The sequence below is a fragment of the Micromonospora sp. CPCC 205539 genome (assembly GCF_036906815.1).
Lineage (GTDB): Bacteria > Actinomycetota > Actinomycetes > Mycobacteriales > Micromonosporaceae > Micromonospora.
The window spans coordinates 1-18,090 of record NZ_JBAKHW010000072.1; the positions used below are offsets into that span (position 1 = coordinate 1).

Here is an 18,090-nt window from a genome sequence, read left to right on the forward strand (position 1 = left end):
GCCCCCAGGCGAGCGCGGCACCGCAGGCGCGCGCGGCACCGCAGGCGCGCGCGGCACCGCAGGCGCGCGCGGCACCGCAGGCGAGTGACGCGCCCCAGGCGAGCGACGCGCCCCAGCGAGCGGTCCCCGGCGCGCGGACCCTTCGCGCTCGCCACGAGTCAGCCCGCAGCGCTCGCCACATGTCAGCCCGCGGCGAGTGCGGCGGCGACGAAGAGCACCAGACCGACGGTCAGGTAGGCCGTCGGAGGGCGGAGCCAGCCCCGGCCGCCGTCGGCGAGCGCCAGCCCGCCGGTTCGTAGCCCGTACAGCCCGGTTGCGAAGATCGGCAGCCCGGCGACCAGGGCGATCCCGACGACCACGTTCCCGGCGGACACCGGGTCGCTGGTCACCCCGGCCAGCAGCACCCGCAGCGCCGGGACCTCGAAGATCAGCACCAGCAGCGCGAAGAGTACGGCCAGCGCCGGGCGACGGGTGCGGTAGACACCGTCGGCGACCGGCGGGTACGTCGGCGGCTCCGCCGCGGGCAGGTCGCCACGAGGACCGATCGGCAGCATCGGACCGGTCGGCATCTCCAGCGGGTGCGGCGCGTCGGCGCTCCGGTTCGGATCGACGATCGGGTACCCGCCGAGCGGAGCGGGGCGCGCCTGATCAGCGAACACACCGGCGGACGGGTCACCGGCGGGCGGCGTCTCGCGGGCGCCGGGCGAAAGGGTCGAGTCCCGGGCAGCGGTCAGCGGGTCGCCCACCGGAGTCGACTCCCGGGCGGCCCGACGACCGGGCAGTTCACCGGAGATCTCCGAAGGGTCCCGGTCCGCCCGCCGCGAGCGGGCCGCCCGGTAACCGTCGGTTTCCGGCCGGTTGTCGCTGAGCGGGTCGACCGTGCCGAAGCGTCCGGAGTCGGGTTCGGGCGTACCGAAGCGCACGGCCTGGCCGTCCACCGCGCCGAAGCGGCCGGAGTCCGGTTCCGGTGTGCCGAAGCGGCCGGTGTCCACCGCTCCGAAGCGGCCCGAGTTGGGCTCCCCGAGCCGGTCGGGCATCGCCGCGAAGCGGCCGGAGTCGCTCTCGGGCGTACCGAATGGCGCCGCTTCGGATCCGGTCGCGCCGAACCGGTCCGACTCCCGGCGCCGGCCAGCGCCGGTGTCGTCGCCGAAGCGACCCTCCTCGGTGCCGCGCTGCTCAGGCACCTGGACTTCGTCGTCCCGGTACCGCGGTTCGCCCGCGCCACGCCACTCCGACTCGCCGTAGCCGCGACCCCGTTCGTCGGGGTACCAGCGCGGCTCCTGATCTTCGGGAAAGCTCCGTCGTCCATCCACGTCCGGCACCGTATGCGACCGGCTGCGCCCACGCCATTTCAACCCGCCTGACCGGGTGGCCATGATCACTTGATGCGGAGTAGTTGCCAGCCGGCCCAGAACACCACCGGGCATCAAGTGATCATGGGGCAACGCGTGCCATGACGAGCTAGCACAGTGCGGGCTTGATCGATCGGTTGTCCACAGCACCGCCACTGTCCACAGGCGGCGGATGCCGGGGTCGCGGTGGCAGCGCCTCGGCGGGCAGCGTGCGGGCCATGACGAAGCGGAACCAGGCGGTCGGCGCGTACGGCGAGCGGTGTGCGACCCAGCACCTGATCGGGGCGGGACTGCGCCCGGTCGCCCGGAACTGGCGCTGCCCGGCCGGGGAGATCGACATCATCGCCTGGGACGGGCCGGTGCTCGCCTTCTGCGAGGTGAAGACCCGCCGGGGCGACAGCTTCGGCACCCCGGCTGAAGCAGTCGTACCGGCCAAGGCCCGCCGGCTGCGCGGGCTCGCCGCGCGCTGGCTCTCCGAAACCGGCACCACCGCCGAGGAGGTGCGGTTCGACGTGCTGTCGGTGCGGCTGCCCGACGCCGGTCCGGCGCAGGTCGACCATCTCAAGGGCGCGTTCTGAGATGGCCGCACCGGGCGAGGCCGGCGGTGACGCGCCGTGAGTTACGCGAAAGTGCTCTGCGTGGGGTTGGTCGGGGTGACCGGCCACCTGGTCGAGGTGGAGGCCGACCTGGCGGCGGGCCTGCCCGCGGTGGTGATCTCCGGTCTGCCGGACACCGCCCTGCACGAGGCCCGGGACAGGGTCCGCGCCGCAGTGGTCAACTCGGGCCAGCGGTGGCCCAACCGGCGCATCACACTGAACCTGCTGCCGGCGACGCTGCCGAAGTTCGGCTCGGCGTTCGATCTGGCGATCGCCGCCGCGCTGCTCGGTGGCTCGGGAGAGTTGCCGCTGGTCCCCCTGGAGGGGGTGGTGGTCCTCGGCGAGCTGGGCCTGGACGGGACGGTCCGGCCGGTGCGCGGGGTGTTGCCGATGGTCGCCGCCGCCGCTCGGGCGGGCGTCGGGCGGGTGATCGTCCCAGCCGGCAACGCCGCGGAAGCCGCGGTCATCCCCGGGGTACGCGTGCGGGCGGTGGACACCCTGCACCGGCTGGTCGCCTTCGTCCGGGACGGCAGCCCGCTGATCGAGCCGCCGACGGACACCCCGGTGCCGGTCACCGGCGGCCCCGATCTGACCGAGGTCGCCGGGCAGCAGTTGGGCCGACGCGCGCTGGAGGTCGCCGCCGCCGGCGGGCATCACCTGGCGCTCCTCGGCCCCCCGGGTGCCGGCAAGACGATGCTCGCCGAACGGCTGCCGTCGATCCTGCCCGAGCTGGACGACGACGCGGCTCTGGAGGTGACCGCGTTGCATTCGGTCGCCGGGCTGCTCCCGCCGGGCGGCCGCCTGCTGCGCCGCCCGCCGTTCCAGGCGCCGCATCACACCGCGACGGTGCCGTCGCTGGTCGGCGGCGGCTCCGGGCTGGCGCGGCCCGGCGCGGTGTCGCTGGCCCATCGCGGGGTCCTCTTCCTGGACGAGGCACCGGAGTTCGGTAAGGGCGCACTGGATGCGCTGCGCCAACCGTTGGAACACGGCCGCATCCAACTGCGCCGCAGCGGGGGCGGCACCGAATACCCGGCCCGGACCCAACTGGTGCTGGCCGCCAACCCCTGCCCGTGCGCCCGACCGGCCGGCGACACGCAATGCGAGTGCACGCCGCTGGTCCGGCGCCGCTACCTGGGCCGGCTCTCCGGGCCACTGCTCGACCGGATCGACGTCCAGGTGCGGCTACAGCCGGTTCGCGCGGCGGAGTTGCTGGCACCCGACGGCGACACCGAGTCCTCGGCCACGGTCGCTGCGCGGGTGGCAGCGGCCCGCCAGGCGGCAGCCAGCCGCTGGGCCGGCCTCGGTCGGCGGCTCAATGCCGAGGTGGAGGGCCTGCACCTGCGCCGACCGCCGTGGCGGCTACGCGCCGGAGACACCGCCGAGCTGCGCGGACGGCTCGACTCCGGCTCGCTGTCGGCTCGCGGCTTCGACCGGGTGATCCGGTTGGCGTGGACGATCGCCGACCTGGACGGCCGGGACCGTCCGGATCGGGAAGACGTCCGGGAGGCGATTCAACTACGGACGGGAGAGGCGACGTGAGCGCCGACGACGAACGCCGACTGGCCCGGGTCGCACTGACCTGGCTGGCCGAGCCGGGCACCCGCGCGGTGCACCGGCTGGTCGACCGACTGGGCCCGGTAGCGACCCTGGACCTGCTGCTCGATGGCGGCAGCCCGGACAGCTGGCTGCACAGCACGGTGGCCGCCCGGACGGCTGCCGGCGACGCCCGGGCCGTGGCGGCGGAGGCGCTGGAGCGGGCGGACCGTCTCGGTGCCCGGCTGGTCACGCCGGACGACGAGGAGTGGCCGGCCCGGGTCGCGGGCCTGGCCACACTCCAGCTTCCGAACGCCACCCGACGGGTGGACGGTGAGACCGCACCGCCGCTCTGCTTCTGGGTACGCGGGAGCTGGCCGCTGGGCGAGGCGTTGGAGCGCTCGGTGGCCGTGGTCGGGGCGCGGGCCGCCACCGGGTACGGCCAGCACGTCGCCACCGAGCTGGGGTACGGGCTTGCCGAGCGGGACTGGACGGTGGTCTCCGGTGGCGCCTTCGGCATCGACGCGGCCGCCCACCGGGGTGCTCTGAACGCTGGCGGGCCAACCGTCGCCGTGCTGGCCTGTGGTGTGGACCGGCCGTACCCGATGGGCAACACCGCGCTCTTCGACCGGATCGCCGACACCGGCCTGCTGGTCAGTGAGTGGCTGCCCGGCGCCGAGCCCCTGCGTCCCCGATTCCTGATCCGCAACCGGGTCATCGCTGGCGGCACCCTGGGCACCGTCGTGGTGGAGGCGTCGGCGCGCAGCGGTGCGACGCAGACCGCCCGGCGGGCCATCTACACGGGACGGGTGGCCATGGTGGTGCCGGGGCCGGTGACCTCGGCGATGTCCGTCGGCGCGCATGACCTGCTCCGTGAGTTCCCCAAGGCCCGGCTGGTCACCGGGGTGGCACACGTGCTCGAGGAGGTGGGCCGCATCGGTGCCGACCTGGCCCCGGTGCCCCGTGGCCCGCAACGACCGGCCGACGACCTCGACGACGACGCGCAGGCGCTGCTGGAGGCGCTGCCCCGCCGAGGCGCGATCGGCGTGGACGGGCTGGCCGCCCGGGCCGGTGTCGGCGTACGGATCGCGCTCCGCAAACTGTCCCTCCTGGAGGAGCTGTCGCTCGTGGTTCGCCGCGACGACGGCTACGCACTCGCCCCGTCGAGATCACGGCAGACGCCGACGGCACCGGCACCGGCAGCGGCGGCGACAGCGGCCGCGCCACCGAGAGTGGCGCGGCCGGCGGCGGGCGAACCTCCGCCGTAGGGTGGTGCCGTGCCAGCTGTCAGCGGAGGTGCGCGGGTCGATCGACCGGCCCGCACCACACCGCGACCGGCCCACCGGCGATGAGCCGAGCGGCCCGAGGCACCCGGGCCACCCACCAGGAGCTCCCGCCCGCTCTGCGCGACGCGGTCGACGACTTCGCCGAGCACCTGTCCCGGGTCCGGAATCGGTCAGCGCACACCGTCCGCGCGTACGTCACCGACCTGGTCTCGCTGCTCGACCACGCCGTCCGGATGGGCTGCGTCGACCTGGCCACGCTGGACCTGTCCGTGCTGCGCAGTTGGCTGGCCCGGCAGCGGACCACCGGTGCCGCCCGTACGTCACTGGCCCGGCGAGCGGCGTCGGCGCGGGCGTTCAGCGCGTGGGCGCACCGGGCCGGGCTGCTCCCCGCCGACGTGGGCGCCGCACTGGCCAGCCCTCGCGCGCACCGGGAGCTGCCCGCCGTTCTGCGCGCCGACCAGGCCGCTGCCCTGGTCGAGGCACCGAGCCGACCGCCGCCGACCACCACCCCGGCCGACACCGCACCGCCCGTCCACGTCAGGACGGCACCGCCCGCTCCCACCAGGACCGAACCGCCGGTGCTCGCCGGGGCCGCACCGCCCACCTCCGCCGGTGCGGCGACTGAGTCAGCCGGCACGGCAACTGGGGCGGCCGTTGAGGCGGTGCCGCTGCGCGACCGGTTGTTGCTGGAACTGCTCTACGCCACCGGCGTGCGGGTCAGCGAGGCCTGCGGGTTGGACGTCGGCGACGTCGACCACGGGCGCCGGGTGATCCGGGTGTTCGGCAAGGGCGGGCGGGAGCGATCGGTTCCGTACGGGGTGCCCGCGCAGCGGGCGCTGGACGAGTGGCTTCGTCAGGGCCGCCCGGCGCTGGCCGGTGCCCGCTCGGGCGACGCGCTGCTGCTCGGTGCCCGGGGGGGGCGGCTCAACCCGACCACGGCGCGACAGATCGTGGGCGGGTACGCCGAGGCGCTCGGCCTTCCCCGGACCAGCCCGCACGGGCTGCGTCACTCTGCCGCCACCCACCTCCTGGAGGGCGGTGCCGACCTGCGCGCCGTGCAGGAGTTGCTCGGGCACTCGTCGCTCGCCAGCACGCAGATCTACACGCACGTGTCGGTGGAGCGGCTGCGCGCCGCCTACCGCCAAGCCCACCCGCGCGCCTGACCTCGACCGCTCCGACCGGGCCCCGGGGCGGTCGACCGGGCCCAGGCGCGACCGACCGACGGTTACGATCATGAGGTGAGTGCCCCGCAGCCCCCCGAGCCGATTCCGGGCGCCCGCCTGCTGTTCTCTCTCGACCCGGCGGTCAGCTACCTCAACCATGGCGCGTTCGGCGCGGTGCCGATCGGCGTGCAGCGAGCCCAGCAGCGGCTGCGCGACGAGATGGAGGCCAATCCCCTGCGCTTCTTCACCCAGGGGCTGGTCGACAGGATCGCGCACACCCGCCGACACCTCGCCGGGTTCCTGGGCGCCGACCCGGACGGGAGCGCGCTGATCGGCAACACCACCACCGGCGTCGCCATCGTGCTCCAGTCGCTCGGTCTGCGCCCCGGTGACGAGGTGCTCAGCACCGACCACGGGTACGGCGCGGTGAGCTTCGCCATCCAGCGGGAGTGCCGCCGGACCGGGGCGGTCAGCCGGGTCCTGCCGGTGCCGCTGAACGCCACTGACGAGCAGGTCGTAGAGATCGTCCGCAAGGGCCTGCGCCCGGGGCGGACCCGGCTGCTCGTCATCGACCAGCTCACGTCGGTCACCGCCAAGCTCTTCCCAACCGCCGCCATCGTTGGGGTGGCTCACGAACATGACGTGCCCGTCCTGGTGGACGCCGCGCACGCGCCGGGCATGCTGCCCACGCCGGTGGACAGCATCGGGGCCGACTTCTGGGCGGGCAACCTGCACAAATGGGGGTACGCCCCCCGAGGTACCGCCCTGTTGACAGTCGCTGCGCCGTGGCGGGACCGGATCGAGCCACTGGTGGTCTCCTGGGAGCAGGACGCGGGCTTCCCGGCCCGGGTCGAGTGGCAGGCCACCCTCGACTACACCGCCTGGCTGGCCGCCCCGGCGGGCCTGTTCACGCTGCGCAGTCTCGGCGTCGACCGGGTCCGGGAGCACAATGCCGCGCTCGCCACGTACGGCCAGCGGGTGGTGGGGGACGCGCTGGGGGTGCCCCCGGCTCAGCTGCCCGACCCCGGCGGGCCGGGGGTGGCCATGCGCCTCATTCCGCTACCGGCCGGCACGGCGACCACCATCGACGCCGCGCGGGCACTGCAGACGCGGATCGGCGAGCGGCTCGGCGTCGAGGTAGCGGCCATAGGCTGGAACGGGCGCGGGTGGCTGCGGCTCGCCGGCCAGGTCTACAACTCGGCCGAGGACTACGAACGACTGGCGGTACGGCTGCCGGCGCTGCTCGCCCAGCGTTGACCCTCGACCGGGAGTAGGCGGACCGGGCCGAGGCCGAGCAGGGCCAGCGGGTCGAGGTATTCAGCGCCCCGGCGTAGGCCCCAGTGCAGGCAGGCCGTTGTCGGGCAGCCCGGATGACCGGGCAGCAGCTCGCCCAGGGGCGCACCGGCGGCGACCGGTTGGCCGGGGCGTACAGCCGGGCGCACCGGCTCGTGAGTGGTCCGCAGCCCGCCGGCGTGGCCCACGGTGACCACTGGCCGGCCGGCCACCAGACCGGCGAAGAGCACGGTGCCGGGCCCGGCGCTGCGGATCACCGCGCCGGGCGGGGCAGCCAGGTCCACCCCTCGGTGCCCGGCCAGCCACGGCTGGGGCGGCGGGTCGAACCGGCGCACCGGGCGAGCCGGCCCGTCGACCGGCCAGCGATAACGCCCAGACACCGCCAACGGCCAACCCTGCGGCCACCGCAGCCGCCCCGGCGCGGCGATCGACCAGCGTCCGGCGTCGGCACGGGCAGCCGCCACCACATCGGCACGGCCAGCCGTCACCATCACGGCGGACAGAGCGGCCAACACCGGCCGGAAGCCGGACACCGACACAGCGGCCAACACTGGCCGAAAGCCAGAGACCGGCGCAGCACCCAACACCGGCCGGACACCAGACACCCGCACAGGGCCCACCACCGGCTGGACACCAGACACCGGCACAGGGGCCAACGCCGGCCGGTGGCCGGGCACCGCCGCAACCAGCAACGCCAGGCAGCAGAGCTGGACGGTCAGCGCGAGCGGGAAGGCGGCGCAGAACAGCACGGTTCGGGGGATCGAGCCCGGTGGTGGTCGCATGCCGGCAGCCTGCAACCGGGCTCGGTCGTCCGCCGCCCCGAGCGGCCGAGCTGTGGACAACCGGCGGTGCTGTGGACAGCCGGCCAGAGGGGTCGATGATCTGTTATGTCGAGGTCCGCCGGACGCTGCCTATGCTGGAGCGATGACCCGCGACTGGCGCGCCTGGCACGACGACTACGACCAGCCCGGTTCGCCGCTGGCCGCCCGGCTCGTCGAGGTGCGGGCACAGGTGAGCGCCGCCCTGGATCAGGCGCCCGCCGGGCCGCTCCGAGTGGTCAGTGTCTGTGCCGGCCAGGGTCGGGACCTGATCCCGGTGCTCGCGACCCATCCCCGCCGTGACGACGTGACCGCCCGCCTTGTCGAGTTGGACCCACGGAACGCGGCGGTGGCCGAGGAGGCCGCGCGAGAGGCCGGGCTTCTCCGGGTGCAGGTCGTGGTCGGCGACGCGGCGCTGACCGACGTGTACGCCGATCTGGTCCCGGCCGATCTGGTGCTGGTCTGCGGGGTGTTCGGCAACGTGTCGGACGCCGACGTCCAGGCCATCGTGGGGCACTGCGCCGCGCTCTGCGCGACCGGCGGCACGGTCCTGTGGACGCGACACCGCCGTGAGCCCGACCTGGTGCCCACGATCAGCGAATGGTTCGTGCGGGAGGGGTTCGCGCCGGTGGCGGTGCGTACCCCGGCGGAGCGGGTGGGTGTCGGCGTGCACCGCCACCTCGGTCCGCCCCGGCCGCTGCCGCCCGGATCGACGATGTTCGAGTTTCGTTCGCGCTGACCCGGCGCGGCCGCGCGGGCTCAGCGCAGCGCCGTCCACCCTGGACGGTCACACCACGGGTGGGGGCCCGTGCTGCCCTAGGACGGTCAGCCGCCGAAGCCGGAGTCAGCCGGCAGCGAGATGTCGGGCTTCTCCAACTCCTCGACGTTCACGTCCTTGAAGGTCATCACCCGGACGTTCTTCACGAAGCGGGCAGGACGGTACATGTCCCATACCCAGGCGTCGTGCATCTCGACCTCGAAGTAGACCTCGCCGTCGGAGTTGCGCACGTGCAGGTCGACCTGGTTGGCCAGGTAGAACCGGCGTTCCGTCTCCACCACGTAGGAGAATTGGCGGACAATGTCGCGGTACTCCCGGTAGAGCTGCAGCTCCATCTCGGTCTCGTACTTCTCGAGATCTTCCGCGCTCATCGCACTCCGCCTTCCATGGCCACATCTTCCCCCACCGGCGCCGGAGGCCGAGGCTGCTCGCCCAACGCCACGCCGACGGTACCCCCTGACGCCCAGGAGCGCTCCATCGGCTCGTCCGGGCTGTTTCCGACCGGCCGGCGGGCGCGCGGCGGTCGGCCGTCGCGGCCGGAGACGGTCGCGACATTGACGTACGAGAACCGGTGCTCCCGGCACGGCCCGTGCTCCCGCAACGCGGCGGTGTGCTCCGGGGTGATGTAGCCCTTGTGCTCGGCGAACCCGTACGCCGGGTACACGCCGTCCAGCTCCACCATGATCCGGTCACGGGTGACCTTGGCGAGCACACTGGCCGCCGCCACGCACGCGGCCACCCGATCGCCCTTCCACACCGCCAGCCCCGGCACGCCCAGCCCGTCCACGCCGAAGCCGTCGGTCAGCACGTACTCCGGACGGGTGGTGAGCGAGGCGAGCGCCCGGCGCATCGCGGCCAGGTTGCACACGTGCAACCCCCGGGCGTCGACCTCCTCGGCCGGAATGACCACCACGGCGTACGCCAGGGCGCGGTCCACGACCTCCGCGTACACCCGCTCGCGGGCGGCCGGTGTGAGCAGCTTGGAGTCGGCGAGCTCCTCGATCTCGCCGCGCCGGCCCTCGGGCAGCACGGCCGCGGCGGCGACCAGCGGGCCGGCGCACGCACCCCGGCCGGCCTCGTCGGCGCCGGCCACCTGTCGGAAGCCGCGTCGTTGCAGGGCCCGTTCCAGCGCGTACAGCCCGGCCTCCCGGCGCACCACGGTGCGCGGCGGAGTCAGCACGACGCCTCGTCCTGGTCGGGCCGGGGCACCGGGCGCAGGAGCCGGGTCAGCAGGGCGGGCAGGTCGGCCGGGTAGTACCGCTCACCGCTGGCCGCCAGATCGGCCGGGGACCACCACCGGTGACCGGCGATGCTGCCCCGCTCGACGTCGTCGAAGCCCGCGGTGTCCACCTGCCAGGACGGCACCTGGAGGAGGAAGAAATCCTGCTCCTGGCGATACCACACCCCGTCGAACGGAAACTCGGTCGTCTCGGACCAGACCGGCTCGCCCAGGTCGGCCGGGTCGAGCCGCAACCCGGTCTCCTCGGCCAACTCCCGGGCCGCTCCCGCTGCGGGCGACTCCGCCCGGTCGAGCCCGCCGCCCGGAGTGAACCAGTAATGGTGCCCGGGGCGGGCGGGGTCGAAGCCGTGGAAGAGCAGGATCCGGCCGGCCGCGTCGACGAGCAGCACGCGGGCCGCGCGTCGAAGGGTGTAGACGGTCACCGCCCCAGCCTGCCAGACCGGCGGCGGATCGCCCACGCCCCCCGGTCTGCCTACGGCTTCGGGATGCCGTCGAAGTCATCCGGCACGGTCAGCCAGGTCGCCCGGTTGACCGGCCAGAAGACGGTGAACGCACGCCCGATCACCTCGTCCTCGGGAATCGTGGCCTCGGTGATGTTCTGCTCGGACTGCTGCCAGTGCTCCAGCGAGTCGCCGGACGCCGAGCGGTGGTCGCCCATCACCCACAGACGCCCCTTGGGCACGGTGATGTCGAACTCCTGGTCAGCCGGCTTGTCGCGGATCCCGTCGGCCGAGAAGATGTACGGCTCGTTGAGCGACTTGCCGTTGATCACCAGGCGCTCCTCCGTGTCGCAGCAGACCACGTGGTCGCCGCCGACGCCGATCACCCGCTTGATGAAGTCCTCGCCGTCGGGGTTGCCACTCCACTCGATGGGCGCCTTGAAGACGACCACCTCGCCGCGGTGCGGGGACCGGAAGTCGTAGACCAGTTTGTTGACCAACACCCGGTCATCGATCTTGAGGGTGTTTTCCATGGACGGGGAGGGGATGAAGAAGGTCTGCAGCACGAAGGCGCGGACCAGCACCGCAACCAGGATCGCCACACCCAGCAGGATCGGCAGCTCCTTCCAGAAGGAGCTGCGCGGCTTGTCGGTCTGCTCGTCAATCACGCCAAGGAGCCTACGTTGCCGGACCGGACGCCACCGTCCGGAACGCGCGGGAACCCCGCAACGCCGCCGCCAGTGGGAGAAGCAGCAGCACACCGCCCTGCGGCGTCGGTCGGACCGGAGGCGCCCCGGAGGAGGTCGCGGCCGGCCCGGGCACGTCGTCGAACGTCGCCGGCACCGACAGCGACGTCCACCGGGAGGACGGCCAGACCACCATGAAGGCCCGGCCGACCACGTTCTCGATCGGCACCGGCCCCTGGCAGCGCGCGTCCTGGGAGACCAGTCGGTGGTCACCCATCACGAAGATCTGACCCGGCGGTACGACGACCTCGTCGAAGCGCCTCGAGCGGCACTCCCCCGGATTGGGCGGCAGATCGAGCGGGGAGTCCCGGACGACGTACGGCTCGTCGAGCGGAGTGCCGTTGACGGTGACCCGACCCTGACTGTCGCAGCACTTCACCCGGTCACCGGGGAGGCCGATCACCCGTTTGATGAAGTCCTTCTCACCGGGGCGACTCACCCCGACCAGGTCGCCGACCGTCCGGGTGACCTTGCCGGCGAAGCCCGGATCCGGCTGCTCGTCGACCTGCGGCGCCCAGCGGTCGGTGCCCCGGAAGACCACCACCTCGCCACGGACCGGGTCGCGGACGTCGTAGACGACCTTGTTGACGAGCACCCGGTCACCGATGAGGAGGGTGTCCTCCATCGAGCTGGACGGAATGAAGAACGCCTGCAGCAGGAAGGTGCGGATCAGCACCGCGAGACAGAACGCGACGACCAGTAGCAGCGGAAGCTCCTGCCAGAGGGGCATCTGTCGGCGGCCGCGGCGGAGCCGCCGGCGCCACGGATCGACGGTGCCGTCCTCGTCAAGCGTCTGCACCACGCCACTCCCCGGTCCGCAGAAACACAACCGCCCGGGAGCCTCGCCGAGGCTCCACGGGCGGTTGTGGACGACTGCCCGCCACGTGGGCGGGGCCACCGCCCCGCTGCGCCCGTACGACCAGGGTAGTGCGATCCGGTCGGTACGACATACGCGCAGCTTGGGCGGCGTGGCGAACGGGAAGTCAGCTGGGCTGCTTCTCCCGCTTCTCCTTGATCTTGGCCTTCTTGCCGCGCAGCTCGCGCAGGTAGTAGAGCTTGGCGCGACGCACGTCACCGCGGGTCACGATCTCGATCCGGTCGATGCCCGGGCCGTTGAGCGGGTAGGTCCGCTCGACACCGACACCGAAGCTGACCTTGCGGACCGAGAAGGTCTCGCGCAGCCCGTCACCCTGGCGGCGGATGACGACGCCCTGGAAGATCTGGACACGGGACCGGTTGCCCTCGACGACCCGAGCGTGCACCTTCACGGTGTCACCGGCACGGAAGTCGGGGAGGTCGGTCCGCTTCGACTGGGCGTCAAGGGCGTCCAGGATGTTCATCGCTGCGTCCTCGTGAGGCTCACGGCGCACCGTCACTCGGTGCGCGGGTGGGTGATTCTGATCCCCGGGTGGTGGTCGGCGAACCGGCCCCGGTCGAGGATCCTCGCAGCCGCCCGCGGGCGCGGACGGATGCGGCAACCCCCCTACTTTGCCACATCCCCCGGCGGCGACTGAAATCCGGCCCGATCCAGCGCCGCGATGTCCCGTTTGTCGAGCCGATCGGCGGGCAACTCGGCCAGCAGGTCCGGGCGCCGGGCGGCCGTCCGCAGCAGGCCCTCCTCGCGCCGCCAGCGGGCGATCTTGCCGTGGTCGCCGGAGCGGAGCACGTCCGGCACGTCGTGCCCACGCCAGCTCGGCGGCTTGGTGTAGATCGGCGCCTCCAGCAGCCCGTGCGCGTGCGACTCCTCGTCCAGCGAGCCGGCGTTGCCCAGCACTCCGGGCAGCAACCGGGTGACCGCCTCCAGGATCACCAGCACCGCCACCTCGCCGCCGAAGAGCACGTAGTCACCGAGTGAGACCTCGGTGACCGGCATCCGGGTGGCGGCGTGCTCCAGCACCCGCTGGTCGATCCCCTCGTACCGGCCGCAGGCGAAGAGCAGGTGTGGCTCGGCGGCCAGCTCGTACGCCATGGCCTGGGTGAACGGGGCACCGGCCGGCGAGGGCACCAGCAGCCGGGGCGGCGGGGCGGCGGCGGGCGCGAGCGCGTCCAGAGCCTCACCCCACGGCTCCGGGCGCATGACCATCCCCGGCCCACCGCCGTAGGGGGTGTCGTCGACCGTGCGGTGCACGTCGTGGGTCCAGGTCCGCAGATCGTGCACGGCCAGTTGGAGTACGTCGTTGGCCCGGGCCCGGCCGATCAACGACAGCTCCAGCGGCGCGAAGTACTCCGGGAAGATCGACACGACGTCGACACGCATGCGGGGGTGCTCCAGCGGGCTAGAGATCGAGCAGGCCGGCCGGCGGGTCGACGATGACACGTCCACCGGCCAGGTCGACCTCCGGAACGATCGCCCGGACGAACGGGATCAGCGCGGTACGCCCCTCGGGGCGCCGCAGCACCAGCAGGTCGGACGCGGGCGCGTGGTCGATCCGGGCCACCTCGCCGAGCCGCTCACCGGTCGGGGTGACCACGGCCAGCCCGACGAGCTGGTGGTCGTGGAACTCCTCCGGATCCTCCGGCGGCGCCACGTCGGCGCTGTCAACGACGAGGAGCGTGCCACGCAGCGCCTCGGCGCCGTCGCGGTCCAACACGCCGACGAACGCGATCAGCATCCGCCCCTGGTGGAAGCGGGACTCCTCGATGGTCAGCTCCGCCGGAACGCGGAACGGCACACCGGGCTGCCCGTCCGCCGGTGCGGGCGGCGGAACCGCCCCCGGCTCAGTGCGCAGCACACCGCTGGTGCGCGGGGATGCAGTCGGGGGCGTCGCCCCCGGCTCAGTGCGCAGCACTGTGCCAGGGGCGAATCGCGCTTCGGGCTCGTCGGTCCGCACTTCCACGGTGACCTCACCGCGGATGCCGTGCGGCTTGCCGATCCTGCCAACGACGAGCTGCATCAGTACGAGTCGACGATGTCGACGCGTACTCCGCGCCCGCCGATGGAGCCGATCACCTGGCGCAGCGCCTTGGCGGTCCGGCCGGACCGCCCAATCACAGTGCCGAGGTCCTCGGGGTGCACGCGGACTTCGAGCCGCTTGCCCCGACGGGAATCGACCAGTCGCACCCGGACGTCATCCGGGTGGTCGACGATGCCCTTGACCAGGTGCTCCAACGCCGGACGCAGAGGCATGTCAGGCCTGCTCACCGGCGTCGGCGGCGGGGGCCTCAGCGGCGGGAGCCTCGGCCGGAGCCTCAGCGGCGGGAGCCTCGGCCTTCGGAGCCTCGGTCTTCGGCGCCTCAGCGGCCTTGGCGGCCTTCTTGGCCGGCTTGGCCGGGGTCTCCGGGGCCAGCCCGGCGGCGGCCTTCGCCTCAGCCTCGTACGCAGCCTTGCGGTCGACCTGCTCGGCCTTGACCTTCAGCGGCGGCGGGGCCGGCAGGCCCTTGAACTTCTGCCAGTCACCGGTCAGCTCCAGCAGCCGCTGCACCGCCTCGCTCGGCTGAGCGCCGACGGACAGCCAGTACTGAACCCGCTCCGACTTGACCTCGATGACCGAAGGGTCTTCCTTCGGCTGGTAAACCCCGACGAACTCGATCGCCCGGCCGTCACGCTTGGTGCGCGAGTCGGCGATGACGATGCGGTACTGCGGGTTGCGGATCTTACCCATCCGCAGGAGCCGGATCTTTACGGCCACAGTTGTTTCGCTCCTGTTGCGATCTCACCGGCCCAAGTAAGGGCGGTGTGCACGGGTGAGCGCCGACCGGCACCGTGGGGTTGGGACCGGAGACTACTCGGTGGACTGGCAACGCGCCCGGGTTAGAGGGCGCCGAACGCGCGCCGGATACCAGCGACCCATTCTGCCAGATCCGACGCTGATGTCTCGCATCGGACCCGGACACCGCACCTCGGGTCGCCCGAGCGGTGACCGGGAACACCTCTCAGCGCACCGGCGGACGGTCCCATCCGGGCGGGAGTTCGTCCGGTACGTCCCATTCTTGCGGTGGGGTGAAGTCGCACCAGGTGCCGTCGAACGGGAACTCGCCCGCCTCGGCGATCGCGATCACCCGCTCGCCCTCGGCCCGGACGGCCTTCTCGTCGGTCACCCAGTAGTCGTCACCGAAGGCGAGGCGCTCGACGAACTCCTCCTCGTCCTTCCACTGCCAACTGAGGTCCGGATACACCACCACGTCGAGGTCCTGGTCGATCATGTCGACGCCGGCCACCGAGCCGTCGTCCCAGCGGACGCCGTGCTCCTCCAGGTTGACGTACCAGTTCTGGAACCCGCCGCTGGCGTCCCGGAACCACCAGACCGAGTGGGCCGCGCCGGTGGGCAGGAACTTCAGCACCGGCGGTCCGTTCCAGCGACCCTGGGCCAGCCGGTAGGACGAGGTGATCCAGTCGGCGAAGGGCACCGCTCGCATGCCCAACCCGGCCTCGGTGACCTCGTGTGCCACCGGGGTGCCCCGCGCGACCCACAACAGCAGGCCCCGGTCGTCGTCGACGACCACGCGGGCCGGGCGAACCCAACCGATCCGCCCGTGCCGCACGTTCCGGTGCATGATCAGACGGCCCGCCGCAAAACGCACGCCGCTCCTCCCTCCACCCACACCTGCCCCCGTCGATCTAGGGCATATCGTCATTCGCTGAGATCAACTGACGGCAATGTGCCCTAGATCGACGGGGAGGGGGCTCGCGTCTCAGTAGGCGCGGGCGAGGATCGCGACCAGGTCGGGCTCGTCCTCGGAGTCCGGTACCGAGCCGTCCGCGCGCAGCAGGCAGCGCACCGTGACGCCTTGGCCGTTCGCCTCGGCCTCGCCGGCCACGCCGACCGCCGACCACGGCACCCGGGCCCAGCCGGTCGCGGCGGCCTCGATCGCCTCGGCGAGGGTGGCCACCTCCACCGTGCGCGACTCGCGGTTGGCCAACGCCTGGTCGTGCAGCACCTGCTGGTCGGTCTCCAGGGCGGCCAGCACCGCGCCGACCACGTCGGCGACCGGCGTCGGGGCCTTCGACCCGTCGGTCCGCCGCACCACCACCGCGTTGCCGGCGGCCAGGTCGCGGGGGCCGACCTCGACGCGTACCGGATAGCCGCGCAGCTCGGCGTCGACGGCCCGGCGGCCGAACGCGGTGTCGGTCCGGTCGTCGAGCGCCACCCGGACACCGGCGTCGCGCAGGCCGTCGCGCAGCTTGGCCGCCGCCTCGGCGACGCCCTCGCCGTCCTTGACGATCATGACGTACGCCTGGATCGGGGCCAGCTTCGGCGGCACCCGCAGACCGTTGTCGTCGCCGTGCGCCATGATCAGGCCGCCCAGCATCCGGGTCGACGTGCCCCAGGAGGTGGTCCAGGCGTGCTCCCGGCCGCCCTCCTTGGAGGAGTAGCTGATGTCGAACGCCTTGGCGAAGTTCTGGCCCAGCTCGTGGCTGGTGCCCAACTGGAGCGCCTTGCCGTCGCCCATCATGCCTTCACAGGTGTACGTGGCGGTCGCACCCGCGAACCGCTCACGCGCCGTCTTCAGGCCCACCACCACCGGGATGCCGATCACGTTGACCATCAGGTCCTCGTACGCCTCGTGCAGGATCCGCCGGGCGTAGGCGCGGGCGTCCTCGCGGGTGGCGTGGGCGGTGTGCCCCTCCTGCCAGAGGAACTCGCTGGTACGCAGGAAGATCCGCGGGCGCAGCTCCCAGCGGACGACGTTGGCCCACTGGTTGAGCAACAGCGGCAGATCCCGGTACGAGTCGATCCACTTGGCCATGAACTCGCCGATGACCGTCTCGCTGGTGGGACGCACCACCACCGGCTCGGCGAGCGGCTTGCCGCCACCGTGGGTGACGACCGCCAGCTCCGGCGAGAAGCCCTCGACGTGCTGGGCCTCGCGCTTGAGGTAGCTCTCCGGGATGAACAGCGGGAAGTACGCGTTCTCCGCCCCGGCCGCCTTGATCCGGGCATCCATCTCGGCCTGCATCCGCTCCCAGATGGCGTAGCCGGCCGGGCGGATGACCATGGTGCCGCGAACCGGGCCGTTGTCGGCCAGCTTCGCCTTGGCGATCAGGTCCTGGTACCAGCGGGGGAAATCCTCCGCACGGGGAGTGAGCACGCGTGCCATGACCGCACATCCTATGCGTCGTACGGGTGGCCGCCGCGCCCGGGAGGCGCGGCGGCCTGTCGCACCCCTGGGCGGGCCGGTGGGGCGACCGTAGACTTCGACCATCATGGGTGTATCGATGGACTCACCACGGCAGCGGCTGCGGGACACGATCGTGGACGCCGCCCGCGCTCGGACCATCGCCGTCGGCTGGGACGCGGTACGGATGGGCGGGGTCGCCACCGCGGCCGGGGTGAGCCGGCAGACCGTCTACAACGAGTTCGGCAGCAAGGCGGCGCTGGCCGAGGCGCTCGCCCGGCGCGAGGTGGACCGGTTCGTCGGCGACGTCCAGGTGGCCCTGGCCGAGCACGGCGCCGACGTCCGGGCCGGGGCGTACACGGCGATCGCGCACACCCTCGCCACCGCGGCGGATAATCCCCTGGTCAAAGCGATCCTGACGAGCGCACGAGGTGGCTCGGACGAGCTGCTGCCGTACCTGACGACCCGGGCCGAGCTGGTGCTCACCGAGGCCTCCGGCGCGCTGATCGACTGGGCGGGCACCAACCTGCCGGGCGCGGATCCTGCCGCGCTGACCTTCGCCGCCGACACGATCGTCCGCCTGGTGGTCAGTCACATCGTCCTGCCGCGGGACCCGATCGACCAGACCGCCACCGCCCTGGCCAACCTGGCCGTGAGCCTCTTCACGACCGCCGCCACCACCGCCGCCTGAAGCCCCCTCCCCGCCCCCGCCCCCGCACGCGCCGCGCCCGCACGCGTCGCCCCCGCACGCGCCGCGCCCGCACGCGCCGCGCCCGCACGCGTCGCCC

General features: G+C 73.0%; 20 protein-coding genes and 2 pseudogenes. 8 read left to right on the top strand and 14 right to left on the bottom strand.

From position 1 onward, the window contains the following. Positions 1-182: 182 nt before the first annotated feature. Complete coding sequence (locus V6V47_RS31705) at positions 183-1,322, bottom strand: hypothetical protein (protein ID WP_334632260.1); 1,140 nt, start codon at positions 1,320-1,322, stop codon at positions 183-185. Positions 1,323-1,570: 248 nt separating this feature from the next. On the opposite strand from V6V47_RS31705, the gene V6V47_RS31710 reads away from it, so the two are divergent. From V6V47_RS31710 to V6V47_RS31730, 6 genes and pseudogenes are all read left to right on the top strand, one after another. Then, positions 1,571-1,930 (top strand): YraN family protein, encoded by a 360-nt coding sequence (locus tag V6V47_RS31710; RefSeq protein WP_334632244.1) that lies wholly within the window; start codon positions 1,571-1,573, stop codon positions 1,928-1,930. A 36-nt stretch (positions 1,931-1,966) separates the two neighbouring features. Continuing rightward, positions 1,967-3,487, top strand: a complete 1,521-nt coding sequence (locus V6V47_RS31715; RefSeq protein ID WP_334632245.1) for a YifB family Mg chelatase-like AAA ATPase — start codon at positions 1,967-1,969, stop codon at positions 3,485-3,487. After that, entirely contained in the window at positions 3,484-4,749 is a 1,266-nt protein-coding gene (locus tag V6V47_RS31720; RefSeq protein WP_334632246.1) for a DNA-processing protein DprA, read from the top strand. The genes V6V47_RS31715 and V6V47_RS31720 overlap by 4 nt, the downstream gene beginning before the upstream one ends. 80 nt (positions 4,750-4,829) lie before the next feature. After that, a pseudogene (locus V6V47_RS32785) lies at positions 4,830-5,246 on the top strand (site-specific integrase); the annotation flags it as partial. A 183-nt stretch (positions 5,247-5,429) separates the two neighbouring features. Then, positions 5,430-5,930, top strand: a pseudogene (locus V6V47_RS32790) (tyrosine-type recombinase/integrase); the annotation flags it as partial. 75 nt (positions 5,931-6,005) lie between these two features. Further along, on the top strand, positions 6,006-7,187 hold the full coding sequence (locus tag V6V47_RS31730) for an aminotransferase class V-fold PLP-dependent enzyme (protein ID WP_334632248.1): 1,182 nt from the start codon (positions 6,006-6,008) through the stop codon (positions 7,185-7,187). On the opposite strand, the gene V6V47_RS31735 is transcribed toward V6V47_RS31730, so the two are convergent. Next, entirely contained in the window at positions 7,139-7,714 is a 576-nt protein-coding gene (locus V6V47_RS31735) for a murein hydrolase activator EnvC family protein (RefSeq protein WP_442934334.1), read from the bottom strand. The genes V6V47_RS31730 and V6V47_RS31735 overlap by 49 nt on opposite strands. Before the next feature lie 433 nt (positions 7,715-8,147). Between V6V47_RS31735 and V6V47_RS31740 the strand changes: the two genes are divergently transcribed. Further along, a complete protein-coding gene (locus V6V47_RS31740) occupies positions 8,148-8,780 on the top strand; it encodes a methyltransferase domain-containing protein (protein WP_334632249.1) in 633 nt (210 codons plus the stop codon). A gap of 86 nt (positions 8,781-8,866) precedes the next feature. Here the strand turns inward: V6V47_RS31740 and V6V47_RS31745 are convergent, their stop codons facing one another. The 12 genes from V6V47_RS31745 to proS all read right to left on the bottom strand — a co-directional run bounded on the left by V6V47_RS31745 (position 8,867) and on the right by proS (position 17,284). Then, positions 8,867-9,190, bottom strand: a complete 324-nt coding sequence (locus tag V6V47_RS31745) for a DUF2469 domain-containing protein (RefSeq protein ID WP_007075222.1) — start codon at positions 9,188-9,190, stop codon at positions 8,867-8,869. Further along, complete coding sequence (locus tag V6V47_RS31750) at positions 9,187-9,999, bottom strand: ribonuclease HII (protein ID WP_334632250.1); 813 nt, start codon at positions 9,997-9,999, stop codon at positions 9,187-9,189. Before V6V47_RS31750 ends, V6V47_RS31745 begins: the two co-directional genes overlap by 4 nt. Further along, a complete protein-coding gene (locus V6V47_RS31755) occupies positions 9,993-10,481 on the bottom strand; it encodes an NUDIX hydrolase (RefSeq protein WP_334632251.1) in 489 nt (162 codons plus the stop codon). The genes V6V47_RS31750 and V6V47_RS31755 overlap by 7 nt, the downstream gene beginning before the upstream one ends. Before the next feature lie 50 nt (positions 10,482-10,531). Continuing rightward, positions 10,532-11,167, bottom strand: coding sequence for a signal peptidase I (gene lepB / locus V6V47_RS31760; RefSeq protein ID WP_334632252.1), 636 nt, complete (start codon positions 11,165-11,167; stop codon positions 10,532-10,534). A gap of 10 nt (positions 11,168-11,177) precedes the next feature. Continuing rightward, the gene (gene lepB, locus V6V47_RS31765; RefSeq protein ID WP_334632253.1) at positions 11,178-12,047 is read right to left on the bottom strand and encodes a signal peptidase I; all 870 of its coding nucleotides are present in this window, start codon (positions 12,045-12,047) and stop codon (positions 11,178-11,180) included. A gap of 181 nt (positions 12,048-12,228) precedes the next feature. Further along, on the bottom strand, positions 12,229-12,585 hold the full coding sequence (rplS, locus tag V6V47_RS31770) for a 50S ribosomal protein L19 (protein WP_007456548.1): 357 nt from the start codon (positions 12,583-12,585) through the stop codon (positions 12,229-12,231). A 143-nt stretch (positions 12,586-12,728) separates the two neighbouring features. After that, on the bottom strand, positions 12,729-13,502 hold the full coding sequence (gene trmD, locus V6V47_RS31775) for a tRNA (guanosine(37)-N1)-methyltransferase TrmD (RefSeq protein ID WP_334632254.1): 774 nt from the start codon (positions 13,500-13,502) through the stop codon (positions 12,729-12,731). 19 nt (positions 13,503-13,521) lie between these two features. Continuing rightward, positions 13,522-14,139 carry a ribosome maturation factor RimM gene (rimM, locus tag V6V47_RS31780; RefSeq protein ID WP_334632255.1) on the bottom strand — a complete coding sequence of 206 codons (618 nt, stop codon included), beginning with the start codon at positions 14,137-14,139 and terminating at the stop codon, positions 13,522-13,524. After that, a complete protein-coding gene (locus V6V47_RS31785) occupies positions 14,139-14,372 on the bottom strand; it encodes an RNA-binding protein (RefSeq protein WP_007456543.1) in 234 nt (77 codons plus the stop codon). Before V6V47_RS31785 ends, rimM begins: the two co-directional genes overlap by 1 nt. A gap of 1 nt (position 14,373) precedes the next feature. Beyond that, a complete protein-coding gene (rpsP, locus tag V6V47_RS31790) occupies positions 14,374-14,874 on the bottom strand; it encodes a 30S ribosomal protein S16 (protein WP_334632256.1) in 501 nt (166 codons plus the stop codon). A 244-nt stretch (positions 14,875-15,118) separates the two neighbouring features. Continuing rightward, a complete protein-coding gene (locus V6V47_RS31795; protein ID WP_334632257.1) occupies positions 15,119-15,766 on the bottom strand; it encodes a DUF402 domain-containing protein in 648 nt (215 codons plus the stop codon). Positions 15,767-15,877: 111 nt separating this feature from the next. After that, positions 15,878-17,284: a proline--tRNA ligase gene (gene proS / locus V6V47_RS31800; RefSeq protein WP_334632258.1), complete on the bottom strand. Its 1,407-nt coding sequence runs from the start codon at positions 17,282-17,284 to the stop codon at positions 15,878-15,880. A gap of 118 nt (positions 17,285-17,402) precedes the next feature. Between proS and V6V47_RS31805 the strand changes: the two genes are divergently transcribed. Further along, positions 17,403-17,993 carry a TetR family transcriptional regulator gene (locus V6V47_RS31805; protein ID WP_334632259.1) on the top strand — a complete coding sequence of 197 codons (591 nt, stop codon included), beginning with the start codon at positions 17,403-17,405 and terminating at the stop codon, positions 17,991-17,993. The last annotated feature ends 97 nt before the right edge of the window (positions 17,994-18,090 follow it).